This window comes from Shewanella sp. Isolate13, assembly GCF_022398325.1.
In the GTDB taxonomy this organism is placed as follows: Bacteria; Pseudomonadota; Gammaproteobacteria; order Enterobacterales; family Shewanellaceae; genus Shewanella.
The window spans coordinates 28,114-46,719 of sequence record NZ_JAKEVD010000018.1 but is presented as its reverse complement, the minus strand read 5'-3'; the positions used below and the strand labels follow the sequence as shown (position 1 = coordinate 46,719).

General features: G+C 46.3%; 15 protein-coding genes and 1 other annotated feature. Of the genes, 4 read left to right on the top strand and 11 right to left on the bottom strand.

The window, feature by feature from the left end; translation table 11 throughout:
- Positions 1–54: 54 nt before the first annotated feature.
- Both L1D44_RS12650 and L1D44_RS12645 read right to left on the bottom strand, forming a co-directional pair.
- Positions 55–2,661 carry a PAS domain S-box protein gene (locus L1D44_RS12650; RefSeq protein ID WP_239891130.1) on the bottom strand — a complete coding sequence of 869 codons (2,607 nt, stop codon included), beginning with the start codon at positions 2,659–2,661 and terminating at the stop codon, positions 55–57.
- 195 nt (positions 2,662–2,856) lie between these two features.
- Entirely contained in the window at positions 2,857–4,353 is a 1,497-nt protein-coding gene (locus L1D44_RS12645) for a methyl-accepting chemotaxis protein (protein ID WP_239891128.1), read from the bottom strand.
- 441 nt (positions 4,354–4,794) lie between these two features.
- On the opposite strand from L1D44_RS12645, the gene pheS reads away from it, so the two are divergent.
- The 4 genes from pheS (at position 4,795) to lpxM (ending at position 9,499) form a co-directional block, all read left to right on the top strand.
- Positions 4,795–5,778 carry a phenylalanine--tRNA ligase subunit alpha gene (gene pheS, locus L1D44_RS12640; RefSeq protein ID WP_202720151.1) on the top strand — a complete coding sequence of 328 codons (984 nt, stop codon included), beginning with the start codon at positions 4,795–4,797 and terminating at the stop codon, positions 5,776–5,778.
- A gap of 16 nt (positions 5,779–5,794) precedes the next feature.
- The gene (gene pheT, locus L1D44_RS12635) at positions 5,795–8,182 is read left to right on the top strand and encodes a phenylalanine--tRNA ligase subunit beta (protein WP_239891126.1); all 2,388 of its coding nucleotides are present in this window, start codon (positions 5,795–5,797) and stop codon (positions 8,180–8,182) included.
- Between the two features lie 4 nt (positions 8,183–8,186).
- Complete coding sequence (gene ihfA / locus L1D44_RS12630; protein ID WP_012142935.1) at positions 8,187–8,483, top strand: integration host factor subunit alpha; 297 nt, start codon at positions 8,187–8,189, stop codon at positions 8,481–8,483.
- A gap of 77 nt (positions 8,484–8,560) precedes the next feature.
- Positions 8,561–9,499 carry a lauroyl-Kdo(2)-lipid IV(A) myristoyltransferase gene (gene lpxM, locus L1D44_RS12625; RefSeq protein ID WP_239891125.1) on the top strand — a complete coding sequence of 313 codons (939 nt, stop codon included), beginning with the start codon at positions 8,561–8,563 and terminating at the stop codon, positions 9,497–9,499.
- 147 nt (positions 9,500–9,646) lie between these two features.
- On the opposite strand, the gene L1D44_RS12620 is transcribed toward lpxM, so the two are convergent.
- The 9 genes from L1D44_RS12620 to hisG form a co-directional block, all read right to left on the bottom strand.
- On the bottom strand, positions 9,647–10,750 hold the full coding sequence (locus L1D44_RS12620; protein ID WP_239891123.1) for a phosphoribosylaminoimidazolesuccinocarboxamide synthase: 1,104 nt from the start codon (positions 10,748–10,750) through the stop codon (positions 9,647–9,649).
- Between the two features lie 242 nt (positions 10,751–10,992).
- Positions 10,993–11,634: a bifunctional phosphoribosyl-AMP cyclohydrolase/phosphoribosyl-ATP diphosphatase HisIE gene (gene hisIE, locus L1D44_RS12615; RefSeq protein WP_239891121.1), complete on the bottom strand. Its 642-nt coding sequence runs from the start codon at positions 11,632–11,634 to the stop codon at positions 10,993–10,995.
- A 51-nt stretch (positions 11,635–11,685) separates the two neighbouring features.
- A complete protein-coding gene (hisF, locus tag L1D44_RS12610) occupies positions 11,686–12,459 on the bottom strand; it encodes an imidazole glycerol phosphate synthase subunit HisF (RefSeq protein ID WP_239891119.1) in 774 nt (257 codons plus the stop codon).
- Positions 12,441–13,178: a 1-(5-phosphoribosyl)-5-[(5-phosphoribosylamino)methylideneamino]imidazole-4-carboxamide isomerase gene (gene hisA / locus L1D44_RS12605; RefSeq protein WP_239891117.1), complete on the bottom strand. Its 738-nt coding sequence runs from the start codon at positions 13,176–13,178 to the stop codon at positions 12,441–12,443. Before hisA ends, hisF begins: the two co-directional genes overlap by 19 nt.
- Positions 13,175–13,936: an imidazole glycerol phosphate synthase subunit HisH gene (gene hisH, locus L1D44_RS12600; RefSeq protein WP_239891114.1), complete on the bottom strand. Its 762-nt coding sequence runs from the start codon at positions 13,934–13,936 to the stop codon at positions 13,175–13,177. The genes hisA and hisH overlap by 4 nt, the downstream gene beginning before the upstream one ends.
- Complete coding sequence (gene hisB / locus L1D44_RS12595) at positions 13,933–15,012, bottom strand: bifunctional histidinol-phosphatase/imidazoleglycerol-phosphate dehydratase HisB (RefSeq protein ID WP_239891112.1); 1,080 nt, start codon at positions 15,010–15,012, stop codon at positions 13,933–13,935. Before hisB ends, hisH begins: the two co-directional genes overlap by 4 nt.
- A 103-nt stretch (positions 15,013–15,115) precedes the next feature.
- Positions 15,116–16,183, bottom strand: a complete 1,068-nt coding sequence (gene hisC / locus L1D44_RS12590; RefSeq protein ID WP_239891110.1) for a histidinol-phosphate transaminase — start codon at positions 16,181–16,183, stop codon at positions 15,116–15,118.
- Positions 16,180–17,511, bottom strand: coding sequence for a histidinol dehydrogenase (hisD, locus tag L1D44_RS12585; RefSeq protein WP_239891109.1), 1,332 nt, complete (start codon positions 17,509–17,511; stop codon positions 16,180–16,182). The genes hisC and hisD overlap by 4 nt, the downstream gene beginning before the upstream one ends.
- A gap of 5 nt (positions 17,512–17,516) precedes the next feature.
- Positions 17,517–18,416, bottom strand: a complete 900-nt coding sequence (hisG, locus tag L1D44_RS12580; protein ID WP_220767525.1) for an ATP phosphoribosyltransferase — start codon at positions 18,414–18,416, stop codon at positions 17,517–17,519.
- A gap of 57 nt (positions 18,417–18,473) precedes the next feature.
- Positions 18,474–18,592, bottom strand: a sequence feature (His leader region).
- Between the last annotated feature and the right edge of the window lie 14 nt (positions 18,593–18,606).

Below are 18,606 nucleotides of genomic sequence, written 5' to 3'. Positions count from 1 at the left end.
CGGATCATAAAGGCGCCTACACGAACGAGTATCGTGTAGGCGCCTTTTGTTTTATCAATTGAGTAACTGGTAGCTTACCAAGGTCTTAAACCCTGACTCTATTGGTAAGGCTGTTACGGTGAGCTGGCCCTGAAACTCACTCTTTAGCCAGACAGAAAGCGCCGATAGGGTGCCTGCAACTTTGTCACTATCGAGTGTGTTCTGCAGCACGGCTAATTGCTCTTCATTAAAGCCTTTACCGTTATCACATATTTTCATGACGACTTGTTGAGCCTCTTTATTTAAGCTGACTTTCATCTTCTGTGCATTAGCTTGTTGGTAAAACGCATCGGTAATGGTGTTGCTAATGGCACGGTAAAAGATCAGTAAGTAGTGCCAGTGGATCCCCTCAACAATAAGCCGACTATCACTCTCAATTTTGAGTTCGATATTCTTAGCCGTTAACTTGGGTTGTAATAGGGCAACAACATGCTCAAGCAAGGAGACTAGGTCGATAGGTTTAGCGATATAGTCTTGGGCTGAGAACAGATATTCGAGATGTCTGAGGCGTTCGGTTTGATTAGCTAATTTATTGTTAAAGTCGGCGATACTCAGCTCGCCACTGGCCAGACGATATGCGCTGGCTGCTAAATCATCTTGCTTTCTAAATATCGGTTTTACAATTGCCGCGACTAAAGAGGGATAAATCGTTTGATTTTCGTGTTTCACTTTCTCAAAGCTGTTTTGGCGATAGCTCTCTAATTTGGCTTGCTGACTCTCGCTTTGTAAACGTCTATTCGTCTGTTCAAGTTTTTCAATAAAGCGGATGTTATCGGAAGTTTCCTGCCTAAGTATTTCAAATTGAGCTCGTTTCTTAAGTTCTGCTTCTTTTGTTGCACTGATATCGAAAGCAATGGTTCCTACAGAAGTCAGTTGCATGTTGTCATCGAAAATCGGGAACTTAGTCACAAGGTAGATATGCTGTTTTCCCTCAACAGGGAAGCTCTGCTCATAACTTAGTTCAACTTTATCCTTGATCACGAGCCGATCTTTCTGTTGATTAAGACTGGCTATCTCTTTTGGCATCACGAGGTGATCTTTTGTTCCTAAGATATTCTCTCTTTTGCGCGACAGGGTCTGGCAGAATTGGTCGTTTACTAAGGTGAACTCCCCGTTTAAATTCATGATAAAAATTAAGTTATGGGCTGAGTTTAATACTGAGTTAAGCTGCTCTTTTTTCTCTTGTAACTCCGCTTTCGATTGCTGCTGGACATCCAGCTGTTGTTCTAGGGCGAGGTTGGTGGCGTCTAGACTCGCGAGGGCAACTTCTAACTGGCGTGTCCGAGAGCTAAAGGCCTTGGCAAGCATGCCTATTTCATCTTTACGGTTGGTAGCTTCTAGCTCGATTTTGGCAGGGTTTGAGTCATTCAAAGCACGAACCATGCGGCTAATAGGCGCGATAAAGAGCTTATTTTGCACAATGAAAAGTAGTATTAGGGCAAATATTTGTATACTCACTAGGTAAATACCGATGGAGCTTGCCAATGACTGCGCGTTATAGGTAATACTCGACATGGGCGTCACTAAGATGATTTTCCAGTAGGTTCCCGGCATTAAGAAGACTGTGACTATGACGGGTTCTTTAAGCCTAGGGTCGCTAGTTAAGCGCTTAGTTGCAACAAGCTCGACTTGCTGGAGCTTGTTATTAGCATTTTGGTTAATCAGCGCCACAAGTTTAGCGCGCTCATGTTCGGGGGTATTTTTAATCACATCTGTGAGCTGTGAATCTTCATAGGCCTTATTCAGATTAGCCTGACGAATAAAATCGGTATCTATTTTTTTGATAGTCTGTTGCAGCGGTGCGAAAGAGGGGTGTTCTGTGGAAAATGCGCTAAAAGGCTGAAACAGGGTTCGATTATTGAGTGGTTCACTCGTGTCTAAATCTGTGTCTGGATAAGATAGCAAACGGTTTTGTTGATCGAGTGCGAAGACATAGCCGCCATGGCTCGATATGGCACTGTTAAAGAAGTTGTCTAGGCTCGATAGGGCGATGTCTACCGTGGATACGCCGATGAAACGATGCTCCTGCCACATAGGAACCGATGCCGTTAGCATCGCATTCTGAGTATAGGGGTCGATATAGGACTTAGACCAGTATGTGGTATCTGTCGGATAGTACTTGGCGGGTACGTACCAGGGTTCATTGTAGTAGGGGGAGATGCTATCGGCGTTATAGTCATTGACTTTAATCAGCTCAGCGGCAAAGTCTCGCGCCCAAAAATAACTGTCTTTTCGTTTGCTTGGGTCAAATGAAAAGGGTTCAGGCCAAACGCCTCCACCGAGTATTACCTCTTGTTGCCCTGGTTGCTCTAAAAGTGCAGGTATCGCTGCGTTTAATTGCTTAGGATCATGTTGGTACAGCTCACCTAAAGCGCCAATAGAAACGGCGAGATTTTCAATTTTATTGGTTTTTTGCTGTAGCTTCGCAACGATAGTCTTTCCGAGGTTTATGCTTAAAAACTCTTGATTATCGATTAAACGGTCAGTTTCAATGGATTTGAGAAACCCAACGCTGGCGATAATGATGACCGCTGCCACGAACAGCTGAACCAACATAAACAGCATCGGTAAGTTTGTGCGCCAGTCGGTTAATTTTGAACTCTGTTTGTTAGGCTTTACCATGATAGTTGTCTGCTTAAATAATGAACACGCCCCTCAATTGGTATCCGTACTAAAAAAGGTATGGTTTTTATTCTGAGCTAATTATATAAGCCTTGTTGTTTTTTTGTAAAACAAATGCAGTCGACTGGGGGCGTAAATTTCTTTTAAATCAAAAAAAAGCAGCCAAAAGGCTGCTTTTTTACCGCAGTTTTTAAATTATATCTTTAGGCCAATAAGCAATTTATCCAGTTGCTCTGCCGTTGCATGTAATTCATCACAGCCAGATACCGATTGGTTTGCCGATTGTTCGACATCGTGAGATTGATTTCGAATGTCCATCAGGTTGGTGGCAATCTCGTTAGCGACGGAGGATTGTTCCTCTGCCGAGGTGGCGATCAGAACACTCATTTCATAGACTTTGGCACTGTGATGGGCTATCCCTTGTAGATCTTTGCCTGTATCTAGCACGTGTTTCTTACCTTCTTCGGCCTTCTCTACGGTGCGGCTCATTACTAACTTTAAGTTACGCGCACCTGATTGTAGTGCCTCAATCATGGTTTTAATCTCAACGGTTGCGGCTTGCGTGCGGCCTGCAAGAGTTCTGACCTCATCGGCAACTACCGCAAATCCACGACCCTGCTCTCCGGCGCGGGCCGCCTCAATCGCTGCATTTAACGCGAGTAGGTTTGTTTGCTCTGAGATTGCGTTAATGGTGGTGACAACCTCATCAATTTTGGCTGCATTGTCATTGAGATTGTTCACCGCTTCTGAAGCATCACCGATCTCTACTGACAGGCTACCGATCGCTTCAACTGTGATAGCGATATCACGAGAACCAGCATCGACCTGAACATTGGCTTCTTGGGTTTCTGTAGATGACATCTCAGCATTGCGGGCGACTTCCGATACCGCTGCGGTCATCTGCTCCATGGCGGTCGCTAATGAGTCAATATGTTGGCGCTGATTCATCGCTAAAGATTGTCCTTCCTGCGCAGTGTTTCTAAATGCTTGAACGACATTGCGGATCTGTAGGCTAGCATTGGTCATTTCAGTAACCAATTTATGCTGACGCTCGACGAGGGTGTCGATACTTATCGCTAGAATACTAAACTCATCTTTAACCTCGAAAAAATTCAGCCGCCCCGTGAGATCGCCTTCAGCTGCTCTTTTTAGCGCCATGACGTTGGTATAGAGCGCACCGCCAACGAAACTCGAAATATAGTAGCTGACGATTAAGATAATGCAGATCAATATGGCGGTCGCAAGATAGGCAAGATATTCGTTATGGCTTTCAGTGTTCTGCTTGGTGGTTAAAACTGTAATTAGCCCGAGCGGACTTTGTGGACTCACACTTCGGATCTTGTCACCTTCAATGGCGGCTTCGCCACCTTTTGCAGCTAAGGATGAGATTTGGTGGCTAGCATTGCTCTGCTGATGAACAGCGACTTGGCCGTTTAACGCGTTAAGAAATGCATCTCTATTTTCTGCAGGTATATATTGATAGGCCGTGTCGAGGGTATGACTCAGTGTTTGGTTGAACTCTTGAGTTTGCGCGACTTGGCTATCGACTAAGTTTTGCCTGTACTCGCTATTGAGCAGAGCCGACAGGCCGAGAAGGGTAATGATGGGAATTATCGCTAATAAGGCAAACTTTGATTTAAGGGTCATATGGATAAGGTATTTATCGACCCAACGGAACTTCACTTCTTTCATCGTATTCTCTTTTTATATTTAGCGGCGACTTAGTTATTTATCGGAAGGTCAGGGCGTTCCTTAACTATTTTTTTACGATACGGGGTGTATTTGGTGACTTTTTATTCCAAGGATTACTTAAGTTATTGAATAACGTCATATCTAAATGATGGGCATTTGTTAGAAAAACAATCTAGCAAGCGCTACCGAGTCTGTTACTCGAAGGTTCGCAAGCTTCAGTGGCTGGCCACCTATAAGAGAAACTTAAGGTTAATTGTTCGGTGATTTAGTATCTGCTGTATAAGGACTAAGCAAAATAAACAGTTAGCATCGAAAAAAGTGAATTAGCCCTAGTCAAATGTCCCTGTCTAACGTAAAATTTTAGTCTTTTTCTATTTTCACAAAGAAAATACGTTAGCCCAAAAGTCGTAGGTCTAGGACTTACTTGCACTGGAAGAGATGATGTCACAGTTAACAGAGATCGTAGAACAGGCTTTAGCCGCCATCGAAGGAGCTACAGATTTAAAAGCTCTCGATGACCTCCGTGTCGATTACCTTGGTAAGAAAGGTCAAATCACCGACATGATGAAAATGATGGGGAAACTTCCTCCAGAAGAGAAACCAGCTTTTGGTCAAGCTGTGAACCAAGCTAAGCAAGCGGTTCAAAAGCAATTATCTATTCGCATCGATGGCCTGAAAGCTGCTGAGCTTGAAGCTCAGTTGAAGGCTGAAAGCATCGATGTGAGTCTTCCTGGTCGTCGTATTGAAAACGGTGGTTTACACCCAGTTACTCGTACCATTGAGCGCATCGAAGCTTTCTTTGGCGAGCTTGGTTTTACCGTTAAAGATGGCCCAGAGATCGAAGATGATTTTCATAACTTTGATGCGTTAAACATCTCTGAGCATCATCCAGCACGTGCTGACCATGATACCTTCTACTTTAATCCGAAAGTCATGTTACGTACGCAAACTTCTGGTGTGCAGATCCGCACTATGGAGCACGAGAAGCCACCTTTACGCATCATCTCTCCAGGCCGTGTATACCGCAATGACTACGACCAAACTCACACACCGATGTTCCATCAAGTTGAAGGTTTGTTAGTTGCTGAAAACGTTAACTTTGCCGAGCTTAAAGGCATTTTGCACGACTTCCTACGTAATTTCTTCGAAGAAGATTTAGAAGTGCGTTTCCGTCCTTCATACTTCCCATTCACAGAGCCTTCTGCCGAAGTGGATGTGATGGGTAAGAACGGTAAGTGGTTAGAGGTGCTAGGTTGCGGTATGGTGCATCCGAATGTACTTCGCAGTGTTGGCATCGATCCAGAGAAGTACTCTGGCTTCGCATTTGGCATGGGTGTTGAGCGTCTTTCAATGTTGCGTTATGGCGTTAACGATCTACGTTCATTCTTCGAAAACGATCTACGCTTCCTGAAGCAGTTTAAATAAACGGAGCTATAATAGCATGAAATTTAGTGAATCTTGGCTTCGTGAGTGGGTTAACCCGAGCGTAAATCGTGAAGAGTTAGCACACCAAATTACAATGGCTGGTCTAGAAGTTGACGGTATTGAGCCTGTTGCAGCCGATTTTAGCGGCGTTATCGTTGGTGAAGTCGTTGAGTGCGGTCAGCATCCAGATGCAGATAAACTGCGTGTTACTAAGATTAATGTCGGTGGCGAAGAGCTAATCGACATCGTCTGTGGTGCTGCAAACTGCCGCCTAGGTCTTAAAGTCGCTGTGGCTATGGTCGGCGCGGTACTGCCAGGCGATTTCAAAATTAAGAAAGCCAAATTACGTGGCCAGCCATCATTCGGTATGCTGTGCTCATTTGGTGAACTAGGTGTTGATATCGAAAGCGACGGCATCATTGAATTGCCACTTGACGCACCAATTGGTCAAGACGTTCGTGATTACCTAGATCTAAACGATGCGGTTATCGATGTTGATTTAACCGCGAACCGTGCAGATTGTCTAGGTATGGCAGGTCTTGCTCGTGAAGTGGGCGTATTAAACCGTCAAGCGGTTATAGAGCCTACTTGGGAAGCGGTAGAAGCCAGCATCGATGATGCTGTGACTGTGGATATCCAAGCTGAGCAAGAGTGTGGCCGTTACTTGGGCCGCGTGATTAAGAACGTAAATGTCAAAGCTGAAACGCCATTATGGATGCAAGAGAAGTTGCGTCGTAGCGGTATCCGTTCAATCGATCCGATTGTCGATATTACTAACTATGTGTTGATTGAATTCGGTCAGCCTATGCACGCATTTGACTTAGCTAAGTTAGATGGCGGTATTCAAGTTCGTAAGCCTAACGGTGAAGAGAAACTGACTCTGCTTGATGGCAACGAAATCACTATCCCAGAAGATATGCTGATCATTGCTGACCAAGTTAAGCCATTGGCCCTTGCGGGTGTATTTGGTGGCGAACATAGCGGTGTGACTACTGATACAACTGATATCGTTCTTGAGTGTGCTTATTTTGCACCGTTAGCGATTTTGGGTAAGGCACGCCGTATTGGTCTACATACCGATGCATCACACCGTTTCGAGCGTGGTGTCGATCCTGAACTTCAACAAAAGGTTATGGATCGTGCAAGTCGTCTAGTACTTGAGATCTGTGGCGGTGAAGCTGGCCCAGTTGTAGAAGCTAAGTCTGAAGAGAATCTTCCTAAGCCTGTACAGATCCTATTGCGTCGCAGCAAGCTAGATAAGACTTTGGGTCATCATATCGAAGATGGCGAAGTTAAAGAAATTCTAGAGCGTTTAGGTTTTGCTGTTGAAGTGAGTGAAGGGCAGTGGAATGTCACTACCGCCACTTACCGTTTCGATATGGCAATTGAAGAAGACTTGATTGAAGAAGTTGCCCGCATTTACGGCTACAACAATATTCCAAATATTGCGCCTATCGCGCAGTTAAGCATGTCTGATCACAAAGAGTCGAACATTAACATCAAGCGTGTTCGCAGCATGTTAGTGGCACGTGGCTTCCAAGAAGCTGTGACCTATAGCTTTGTCGATCCTAAGCAGCAGGAGCTGGTTCACCCAGGTGCTGAAGCTATGATCCTACCGAACCCAATTTCGGTTGAAATGTCGGCTATGCGTCTTTCTATGTTTACCGGTCTGTTGACAGCTGTGGGTTATAACCAGAGCCGTCAGCAAAACCGTGTAAGACTGTTCGAAACGGGCCTACGTTTCGTACCAAACGAGTCTGCTGAATCGGGCGTGTCACAGCAACCTATGCTTGCTGCGGTAATTGCCGGTAATCAGAATGACGAACATTGGACAATGGAGTCAAAGACGGTTGATTTCTTCGACCTTAAAGGTGACCTAGAAGCGGTCATCGGTTTGACTGTTGCTGATGCTGAATTTAGTTTCAGAGCGGCGACTCATCCAGCACTTCATCCGGGGCAATGTGCTGAAATCTTAAGAGATGATCGCGTAATTGGTATCATAGGAACGGTTCATCCGAGCCTAGAGAAGCCATTTGGCCTAAACGGAAAAACAATTATTTTCGAGCTAGAATTAGATGCTTTATTGCACGCTAATTTGCCGCTAGCCCAGACTGTGTCTAAGTTTCCAGCTAACCGCCGTGATATCGCCATCGTCGTTGATGACGCTGTTGCTGCAAATGATGTTGTAAAATTGATAAGAAAAGTTGGCGAAAATCAGTTGGTTGGCATAAACTTGTTCGATGTATACCGAGGTAAAGGTGTAGAGGAAGGCAAAAAGAGCCTTGCAATAGCACTCTTATTACAAGACAACGCTCGTACATTGGAAGAGAAAGAGATCGCAGAGATGGTAGACGTCGTGGTTTCTGCTCTGAAAGACGAGTTCAACGCATCGTTGAGGGACTAAAAGTATGGCACTTACCAAAGCCGAAATGGCAGAACATCTTTTTGAAACGCTAGGTATCAACAAGAGAGTAGCGAAAGAGATGGTAGAGACGTTTTTCGAAGAAATTCGTCAAGCTCTTGAAAGTGGTGAGCAGGTCAAGCTATCTGGCTTTGGCAACTTTGACCTGAGGGACAAGAATCAAAGACCGGGAAGGAACCCAAAGACGGGAGAAGATATCCCAATTTCGGCACGCCGCGTAGTGACGTTCCGTCCGGGACAGAAACTCAAAAGCCGCGTCGAAGAGGCTAACGCAAAGAAGTAATTGCTTTAGCACTGTAATGAAGAGGCCACTCAATTGAGTGGCTTTTTCTGTTTCCATTTGCTGTAGAGGTTTTATTCTTGTCTAGAAAGCCGAAGTATTTTGACCGACGTTTTAACCTGAGTCTATTGCACCCAAGATATTGGTTAACTTGGGGCGCTATTCTAGTGCTGGTGGTATTTGGTCTTATGCCTGCATGGTTAAGGGATCCCATTGCTCGTGTGCTAGCTAAATTGGTCATGAAGATAGCAAAGAAGCCAATTAAGGTTGCTAGAGCAAATTTGACCACCTGTTTTCCTGAAAAGTCTGCCGATGAGATCGACGCGCTAGTGTTAGATAACGTCGAAAACTTCGTCATGATCTTGCTGGCTCAGTCTGAGTTGATGCTAAAGTCTCGTGCTCATATGAGACGCAGGGTACAGCTACATGGCTTTGAACATGTTGAAAAAGCAAGAGCTGCAGGTCAGCCGGTGATTTTTATCATGCCACACGTGTGGGGTATTGAGTATGCAGGTCTAAGGCTTAACCTCGATTTACCCATGGTTTCGATGGCAAAGGCCCATAAGAATGATCTGTTTAACTGGTTCAATAACCGTATGAGAAGCTCTCAAGGGGGCAATATCTATATGCGTGAAGCCGGTATTAGAGCCTTGTTAGCTGAACTTAAGCAAGATAACAGCTTCTTTTATCTACCCGATGAAGATCTTGGACGTGATAAGAGTGTATTTGCGCCGTTTCTTGGCACCACTAAGGCGACATTGCCTGTGGTGGGCCGCTTAGCTCAGGCGGGTAACGCGCAAGTGATGCCAGTCAAGATTGGTTACGATCAAGCTAAACGCCATTTTGATTTAACCGTTATGCCTGCAATTGATCCAGAAACCATGCAGGGTAAAGAAAATGAAGCCATCGCCTTAAATAAGGCGGTAGAGCAGGTGATCTTAGCTTACCCAGAACAATATATGTGGTTTTTGAAAGTGCTTAAGACTCGCCCAGAAGGTGAAGCATCCATTTATAAATAGTCTGTCTGGGTTATTCATTTAGAGATTGTCTGTATTTTATCTCAGGATGAAAGATTGATTCACAAAAAAGCCGCAATAGAGATTGCGGCTTTTTTATTGTTTAGCTGAGGTCATCAATCAAACCGATAACTATAGCCACTCGCTCGATTAGACGATAAGTTGGTACTCGTCACGTAAGGTATCGATGATTTCCTGCTTAGGATTATCACTGATATGTAGCTTCTCACCAATGATCTTCTCGGCAATGCCCACATAAGTGTTAGAGATATCCATCATCACAGATTCTGGCAGCTTGTTGTCCCTTGCAAGGGCAAAGCGCTCTTCCATACGATTCTTGTTTAACAGGATATCTGGATCAGGGAAGTGGTTAAGCAGCCACTGCCTAAAGCCTTCTTTAGATTGCTCGATGATCTTACCATCACGGTGCGATGAACCATCCCAAATACGTGAGCTATCAGGGGTACCCACCTCATCCATGTAGATAAGCTTTTCATTACCAGCGGCATCGTTGACGTAGCCAAATTCAAACTTGGTATCGACAAAGATTTGATCATGCTCTGCTAAAGCATCGCTAATCACGTCAAAACCTTCTCTAAGTAGCTTTTCGTAAAGATCGATATCGGATAGGCTGCTGAAATTAAAGCCTGCTACGTGGCGCTCAATGTCGCTACGTGAGACGTTTACGTCATCGGCTTCTGGTACGCCTTCAAGGCCGGTTAATACACCCTTAGTCGATGGTGTGATCAGTAGCTCTGGCAGCTTTTGATCTTTCTCTAATCCTTCTGGGATAGTAATGCCACAGAATTCACGCTCACCTTTAGTGTATGAACGCCACATTGAGCCAGTAATATATTGACGTGCAATCGCTTCAATCATCACAGGACGGGCTTTCTGTACAATCCACACCAGTGGGTGGGGGATGTCTAGGATGTGACTATCGGCAAGCCCTTTATCTTTGAAAAGTTTAAACCAGTGGTTTGAGATGGCATTAAGCGCAGTACCTTTACCTGGTACACCGTTTAGACCATTTTCACCTTGCCAAACACAATCAAATGCTGAGATACGGTCACTAATAACCATAATCGCAAGTGGAGCATCGGCTGGTACATCATAACCTTTGTCCTTGATTAACCGCGCGCTATCTTCTTCGGTTAACCAGTAAACACTGCGAACCTTACCTGAGTGAATAGGCTTATTGGTTCGAATAGGGAGGTTGTCATTTACGACTAAAACTTTATCTGCAAGATTCATAGGGCACACTTTTATTATTGAGAAGCTTAATTTTAGTGGCGCAGATTGTATCAGAAGTTGGGGGTCGCAACACTAGGGCAACCTGAGTTTTACTCGTTGTAAAAACAGTGTTTTCTATAGTGTAAAATAGAGCACTAAATAGGGGAGAAATTGAAATATTATGCTGTTAAAAGTGATTCTCACGGATGAATGATTGTATAAAGACAGAGGGCGTAAATTTAACTTACGCCCCTATCACTCGGCTACTTGGCCTTATTGTGTCTCTTCATCAGATTTAAGTTGATATCTTGCATACTCAACTGCTGATCTTCTAGTAGCACTAACAAGTGGTAGATAAGATCCGAGGCCTCATCTATCAGCTCCGCTTTATCATGAGTCGCCGCGGCTAATGCCGTTTCTAACCCTTCCTCACCGACTTTCTGGGCGATGCGCTTAGTACCTCGCTCAAACAGGTGGGCGGTATAGCTTGACTCTGGGTCTTGCCCTTTGCGTGACGCAATGAGAGTAGCAAGGTTATCGATAAAACTGTGGGCGTTACCGTCTTTCCAGCAACTTTCAGTGCCTTTATGGCAAGTCGGCCCATTAGGGATCACTTGTACTAGCAAGCTATCATTGTCGCAGTCCATATCGATTGCGATTAACTCAAGGGTGTTACCTGAGGTTTCCCCCTTGGTCCAGAGCCTTTGCTTGCTTCGACTGAAAAAGGTCACCTGTTTCGTCGATAGCGTCTTATCTAGTGCGGCTTTATCCATGTAGCCGAGCATCAGTACTTTCCCCGTGAGGAAGTTTTGCACTACCGCCGGGATTAACCCGTTAGTTTTTTCCCAGTCCAATAGACTAACAAGCTTGTTGTCTATCGGCTTTGATTGGCCAATCTTAGTCATATTAAGTCCCTAATTTGATTAACTCGTTTAATTGAATCTATTCGAACTCCCTTAAACGCGTACTGCAATCCGGTTATTTTTAAGATACAGTTTTAACTCTTGGATATCGATGATCCCTTTATGAAATACGCTTGCTGCCAGCGCAGCATCGACATTGGCTTGACTAAATACATCCTTAAAGTGCGCCATGGTACCCGCACCGCCCGATGCGATTAACGGTACATCACTGATGGCTCGGATCATCGACAGCTGCTTAATATCATAGCCCTGGCGTACGCCATCCTGATTCATCACATTTAAGACGATTTCGCCGCAGCCCTGTTTCTGCACCTCTTCAACCCAATCTTGGGTAAACCATTGGGTATCCTTGGTTGCCGCTTCATCTCCTGTAAATTGTTTGACCCTATAGCTATCGCTATTGGCGTCGTAGTAAGAGTCGATACCTATTACGATACACTGGCGACCAAATTCATCTTGCAGCCTGCTGATAAGGCTTGGGTCGGTCAGCGCGGGAGAGTTGATTGAGATCTTATCGGCGCCAAAGGCAAGCTTTTCTCGCGCCTGCTCGATGGTTCTAATGCCGCCAGCCACGCAAAAAGGAATATCGATGCGCTCGGCTACTCGACTGACCCAAGACTTATCGACCACTCTATCGTAAGCACTGGCGGTAATATCGTAAAAGACCAGCTCATCCGCACCTTCATCGGCGTAGCGTTGGGCGAGAGGCACGATATCACCGACGATCTCATGGTTTCTAAATTGCACTCCTTTTACCACTTTGCCCGCTTTAACATCGAGGCAGGGAACTATGCGTTTGGCCAACATGTGATAGCCTCCTCAACACTAAACTGATTAATGAGCAGCGCCTTACCTATGATAATGCCCGAGGCGCCGCTATCTCTAACTGCACTGACATCATCTAAGGTGGCTATACCGCCGGAGGCCTGCCACTGAATATCTGGGTAACGTTCGGCGATCTCTTTATAAAGCTGGGTATTGGCGCCCTTGAGCGTGCCATCACGACTAATATCTGTGACTAACGCATGTTTTAAGCCTACGGATTTAAACTCTTCTACCAGTGACTCTAAGCTCTTTCCGCCGCCAGACTGCCAACCCGATACGGCGACAATCTTGTCGCCTTGCTCATTAATATTCACATCTAATGCGAGGCAGATAGCATCACTACCATATTTAACAAACCAGCTTTTCACCAGTTCAGGCTCCTTAACCGCTAGGGAGCCAATCACTGCGCGACTGACACCTATCTCCAGAAGCTCGCTTAACTGGGCTTCGGTGCGAATGCCGCCACCAACTTGGATTGGCGTCTCAAGGTTATTGACCAGTTCGCAGATAAGCTTTGTCTGGCGTTTCGCGGGATCTTTCGCCCCGGTCAAGTCGACGATATGCAGTAGATTGGCGCCTTGTTGCTGATAAGACTTAAGTTGGTCTAACGGGCTTAAGTTAAAGGTGGTTTGCTGAGCATAGTCGCCTTGATAGAGGCGAACGACTTGGCCGTCGATAAGATCGATTGCTGGAATAATCATAACTGCGCCCCTTGCTGGCTATTAGCCAGCTTATCATCTGTTTGAGTGAAGGTTGCCCTGTCCATCATGAGGAAGTTTTCAAGCATTGTTGCGCCCACTTTGGCACTCTTTTCCGGGTGAAACTGCAGGCCGATAAAGTTATTTTCAGCGATTGCGGCGCTAAATGTTTCGCCGTGCTCAGCCGTCGCAATCGTGTACTTACTGATTGGCGCGCGGTAACTGTGCACAAAATAGACATAGCTGCCAGCTGTGATCCCATTAAAAATAGGGTGTGCGCTTGGGACTATCTGATTCCAGCCCATATGGGGCAGGGGGAGCCCTTGAGTGTCGAGCAAGTCAATATCGGTTGTAATGATATTAAGACAGGGGCTATCATCGCTTTGGTTGCCGCGCTCTTTAGATACTCGTGTCAACATCTGCATGCCTAAGCAGACACCTAACACGGGTTGTGTCAAAGTGGGGATAAGCTTATCTAAGCCTTTGTTTTGCAGTGACGTCATCGCAGCTGCGGCAGTACCGACGCCGGGTAAGACGACGCGCTCGGCGGCCTTGATCGTCTCAATGTCATCGGTAACAAAAAGACGTTCGCGCTCAAGCTCGGTCATTAGACGCTCAAAGGCGTAACGCACAGAGCTTAAGTTGGCGCAACCTGTGTCGATGATGACGGTGTTGCCGACGATCGCTTTTTTATTGCCCACGGCTGACTCATTGCCCAGGGCTAAATTTTCGCTCAAGGCTGTTTTATCTTGTTGGCTCATAGCACACCTTTACTTGAGGGCAGCGCGTCGCCTTCTATCGCAACGGCTTGTCGTAGGGTACGGCCGAGGACTTTAAACAAGCTCTCAACCTTGTGGTGATTGTTATCACCCTGAGTGCTAATGTGTAAGGTGCAACGTAGGCCATCGGCAAAAGAACGGAAGAAGTGCGGTACCATTTCGGTGGCCATTTGGCCAACGAGTTCACGCTCAAAGTCGCCATCGAACTTAATAAACGGGCGGCCAGATAGGTCTAATAGGCAGCTTGCACTGGCTTCATCCATTGGGATCGCTTGCTCGAACGCATTGCCAAAGCGGGCGATACCGCGCTTATCGCCTAGGGCTTGGCGCAGTGCATCACCGATAGCGAGTGCCGTATCTTCTACACTGTGGTGATCGTCAATTTCTAGGTCACCATCGACCTGTACATCCATCTTAAAATTACCGTGAGTGGATATCTGCTCAAGCATATGGTCAAAAAAGCCGATGCCGGTATTAATGGCACCTTTGCCGCTTGAGTCTAAATCCACCGTGACACGAATATCCGTCTCTTTGGTTGTACGGGTGACGGTTGCACTACGGTTTTTACTCAGTAGCTGGTCGGTAATGGCGTTCCAGTTCAGAGTTTGTGGATTATATTGCAAGCCTAAAATACCCATTGCATCGGCAAGCCCAAGATCGGTATGACGGTCGCCGATGACAGCTGATTGAGTAAAGTCAATTTTGCCCGATGTCAGGTACTCTTTGACTAACCCGAGCTTGGGCTTGCGGCAGCTACAGTTTTCATCGTCAAAGTGAGGACAGATCAACACATCATCAAATAACACCCCTTGGCTATTTAAGATCTGCATCATCATATTTTGTGGGGCGTCAAAGTCGTTCTTCGGAAAAGAGGGGGTACCTAAGCCGTCTTGGTTACTGACCATCACCAAACGGAAACCAGCGTTTTGTAGTCTGAGTAACGCAGGGATCACATTGGGTTCAAACACTAGCTTGGCTAAACTATCGACCTGTTTATCAGTGACGGGCTCTTCGATGATAGTGCCATCGCGGTCGATAAATAATATTTTCTGCTTCATTGTGTGGCTACCTTTCAGTGTTCAGCTTGGCTAACTAAAATCAACAAGCTTTTGTAATTTTTTATTTATATCAGCTAATTAAATGCGTACTTATCCTTGGCTCTTATTCATTCTGGAATAGGTCGATGAGGTAATCCGTTTGTCTCTGGTTAGTAAAGCTAAAGCGGATAGCTTGGCTAAGACGCGGATCGCTATAAGCTCGAGCAATAACGCCTGCGGCCTTGAGCTTTTGCTGCACAGCTTGTTTGTCATCAAATTCGGCAAGCACATAGTTACCGTGGGCCTTTACCACCTTGGCTCCATATCGCTGTAATGCGGCTGCTAACCTAAGGCCTTGGCGCTTCATTTCACTGACTTGCTTAACCATGGTCTCGAGTCCTGCTGTGCTCAGTGCCTTGGTGGCGACGTCGCTGACGGGAAGGGGCACCGGATACGGGGCAATCACTCGCATGCAAATGTCGATAATGTTTGGATTAGCCAGCAAGAAGCCGCAGCGAGCGCCTGCGAGTGCAAAGGCTTTTGATAACGTGCGTAAAACAACGAGATTAGTAGAGCTAGCAACTAAATCGGCAACGCTGTACTCAGGGCTAAACTCGATATACGCCTCATCCACAACCACGATAGCGTCTTGGCAGTTCTCGATAACATCGATGATTTTATCTCGCGGGATCACGCTGCCCGTTGGATTATTGGGATTACAGATAAACACTAACTTGGCGCCACTGACTTGAGTCTGGTAATCAGTGGGGAGCTGAAAATCAGCTGTCAGCGATAACGCTTTTACTTCGACATTAAAGGTCTTTGCGCTGATAGCGTACATGCCATAAGTAGGGCCAAAGGTGGCTATGCAGTCTTTACCGGGTACACAAAAGGCGCGAATGAGTAACTCTATGGCTTCGTCTGCGCCGCGACTGGTGATAATGCTGTCAGTAGCGACTTGGCTATAACGACTATAGGCTGCAATAAGCTCAGGTGGCTGACATTCTGGATAACGGTTTAAGCCTTCAAGCTCACTATTATTAAAGGGCGACTCATTTGCGTTGATCCAGATATCGCCCTGACCCCCTATACGCCTAGCCGATTGATAGACCTGCAGATCGAGTAACTCTGATCTGGCAAGGCGCTGAGCAAGATTTAACTCGCTCGTTGGGTTATTGAGTGCTGTGTTCATAACCACTCCTCATTGGTGTCATCTGTGCTTGTATCCCTTTTGTTAAGGCTTGCTAGACGGACTGCAACGGCATTCTTATGGGCATCTAATTGCTCGGCTGCTGCTAGTGTCATCACGCTATCAGCGATAGTTTGCAGCCCTCGAGGTGTGAGCTCTTGCACCGTGAATCGACGGCTAAAGTCAGCCAGAGACAGGCTCGAAACGGTTTTACTGTAGCCGTAGGTGGGTAATACGTGGTTGGTTCCACTGGCATAGTCTCCCACCGATTCGGGGGTGTATGCCCCTAAAAACACCGAGCCGGCGGCGCGAATATCATTAAGAATGGCTCTGGGGTTTTGGGTCTGAATGAGCAGGTGCTCAGGCCCATAGAGGTTTGAGACCTTAGCCGCCATCTGCAGATCTTCAACGATTAGTGTGCGGCTACTCTCAAGTGCAATCGTCGCTATCTCTGCGCGCGGTAGTAGCTTAAGCTGTTCAGCAAGTGCAGAGTCGACCGCTTCTGCTAGCTCGCTGGAGTCAGTAACAAGCATTACCTGTGAGTCGGCGCCGTGCTCGGCCTGAGATAAAAGATCGGCGGCAACAAAGTCAGCATTCGCTTGAGTATCTGCGATGATAAGCACTTCAGATGGACCCGCTGGCATATCAATACTGACCGTACAGCGATTATCTTGACTCACGGCGCGCTTTGCCTCGGTGACAAAGCGGTTACCTGGCCCAAAAATTTTATCGACCTGTGGAATTGACTCGGTGCCGAACGCTAATGCGGCGATGGCTTGAGCGCCGCCGATCTGGTAGATCTCATCGATTCCACAAGCATTAGCGGCATAGACGATGGCATCATTGATAGGAGGCGGGCTCACTAATACTCGTTTAGCGCAACCAGCTATCTTGGCTGGCAGTGCTAACATGAGCACGGTAGAGATAAGTGGCGCCGTGCCGCCAGGAATATAGAGGCCTACGCGTTCAATAGGCTCGGAGCGAAGCTCACAGCGGATCCCCGTTTGAGTCTTGATATCCACCTTTGGCTGTTGCTGCGCTTGGTGAAAGCGTTCGATATTGGCCTTAGCTTGGGCGATGGCCTGTTTCAGTTCATCGGGTACCTGTTTGCAGCTTTGAGCTATTTCAGCTGTAGTTAGCTTTAGTGTCTCTAGGCTTATGCTGTCGAACTCTCGGTTAAAATCCCTAAGGGCATCGTCGCCATTGGCTACGACGGCTTCGATGATCCTAGCCACACTTTGCTCAAGGCTGTTATCGCCAATTAATGGCGAGCGCTTCAGTGCCGCTGACTGCGCTTGTGGGCTGAGTGATTGCCAGTTGAGGATCTGCATGGCTTTTACCCCATCATCTTTTCAATTGGCATAACTAGAATAGAGCTAGCGCCCAATTGCGTCAGTTGCTCCATGGTGTCCCAGAACAGATCTTCGGTGCTGACGGCATGGATAGCAACGCGGTTGGTATCGTCATTTAGTGGCAACACTGTTGGGTTCTCTGCACCTGGTAGCAGAGCGACAATCTGCTCTAGGGTCTCGTTTGGTGCGTGTAGCAAGATGTACTTGCTCTCTTTTGCGCGTACCACGCCATTGATCCTAGATAAGATTTTATTGATGAGCGCTTGTTTATCATCGGGCTGTGATTGATTCGATTGGATGATGCAGGCCATAGAGCGGTAGATCACGTCGGTTTCGTAGAGGCCGTTTGCCTCTAAGGTAGCACCAGTTGATACTAAGTCGCAGATCCCGTCTGAAAGTCCGGCTCTGGGCGCGACTTCGACTGACCCTTTAAGCATACAGTCACGATAATTGATGCCTTTCTGCTCCATGTAGCGGCGTAGCAGGTTAGGGTAAGAGGTGGCGATCCTCAGCCCTTCCAATGACCCCACACCTTGGTAGTCGAATTCATTAGGCACAGCTAAAGAGAGGCGGCAAGCGCCAAAATCTAATTCACGAAGCTTAATGCAGTCCGCTGGCTTACCTAAGGTTTGACGTTCAATCTGTTCCTCTTCCAGAACATTCTCACCGATGATCCCAAGGTCAACAACACCGTCCATAACAAGCCCTGGAATATCGTCATCACGCACTCGAAGAAGATCGATTGGCATGTTGTCAGAGTGAGCGATAAGGCGCTGCTCATTAACGTTAAATTTAACCCCACAGCTCTTTAATAGCTTCTGTGATTCTTTCGATAAACGGCCTGACTTTTGGATGGCGATGCGTAATCTATTTGACTCTGACATGGATAACGTCCTATTGGTTGATTCAAAAATTCTTATAAAACAATCTGTTAAGATAAAACCAAAAAACCCTTGGAATTCCTTCCAAGGGTTTTTGATATTTTTAAATCAACCGCCGGAAGGAAATAGTCCTTCGGCAGTAAGCTTCCGAAGGCTACCGCATATGGTGATGATGATGGATAGTGTTCAAAAG

Bases quoted from the DNA above. Each gene is read 5' to 3' on its own strand.
- L1D44_RS12650 (WP_239891130.1), bottom strand. From the start codon at position 2,661: ATGGTAAAGCCTAACAAACAGAGTTCAAAATTAACCGACTGGCGCACA.
- L1D44_RS12645 (WP_239891128.1), bottom strand. From the start codon at position 4,353: ATGAAAGAAGTGAAGTTCCGTTGGGTCGATAAATACCTTATCCATATG.
- pheS (WP_202720151.1), top strand. From the start codon at position 4,795: ATGTCACAGTTAACAGAGATCGTAGAACAGGCTTTAGCCGCCATCGAA.
- pheT (WP_239891126.1), top strand. From the start codon at position 5,795: ATGAAATTTAGTGAATCTTGGCTTCGTGAGTGGGTTAACCCGAGCGTA.
- ihfA (WP_012142935.1), top strand. From the start codon at position 8,187: ATGGCACTTACCAAAGCCGAAATGGCAGAACATCTTTTTGAAACGCTA.
- L1D44_RS12620 (WP_239891123.1), bottom strand. From the start codon at position 10,750: ATGAATCTTGCAGATAAAGTTTTAGTCGTAAATGACAACCTCCCTATT.
- hisIE (WP_239891121.1), bottom strand. From the start codon at position 11,634: ATGACTAAGATTGGCCAATCAAAGCCGATAGACAACAAGCTTGTTAGT.
- hisF (WP_239891119.1), bottom strand. From the start codon at position 12,459: ATGTTGGCCAAACGCATAGTTCCCTGCCTCGATGTTAAAGCGGGCAAA.
- hisA (WP_239891117.1), bottom strand. From the start codon at position 13,178: ATGATTATTCCAGCAATCGATCTTATCGACGGCCAAGTCGTTCGCCTC.
- hisH (WP_239891114.1), bottom strand. From the start codon at position 13,936: ATGAGCCAACAAGATAAAACAGCCTTGAGCGAAAATTTAGCCCTGGGC.
- hisB (WP_239891112.1), bottom strand. From the start codon at position 15,012: ATGAAGCAGAAAATATTATTTATCGACCGCGATGGCACTATCATCGAA.
- hisC (WP_239891110.1), bottom strand. From the start codon at position 16,183: ATGAACACAGCACTCAATAACCCAACGAGCGAGTTAAATCTTGCTCAG.
- hisD (WP_239891109.1), bottom strand. From the start codon at position 17,511: ATGCAGATCCTCAACTGGCAATCACTCAGCCCACAAGCGCAGTCAGCG.
- hisG (WP_220767525.1), bottom strand. From the start codon at position 18,416: ATGTCAGAGTCAAATAGATTACGCATCGCCATCCAAAAGTCAGGCCGT.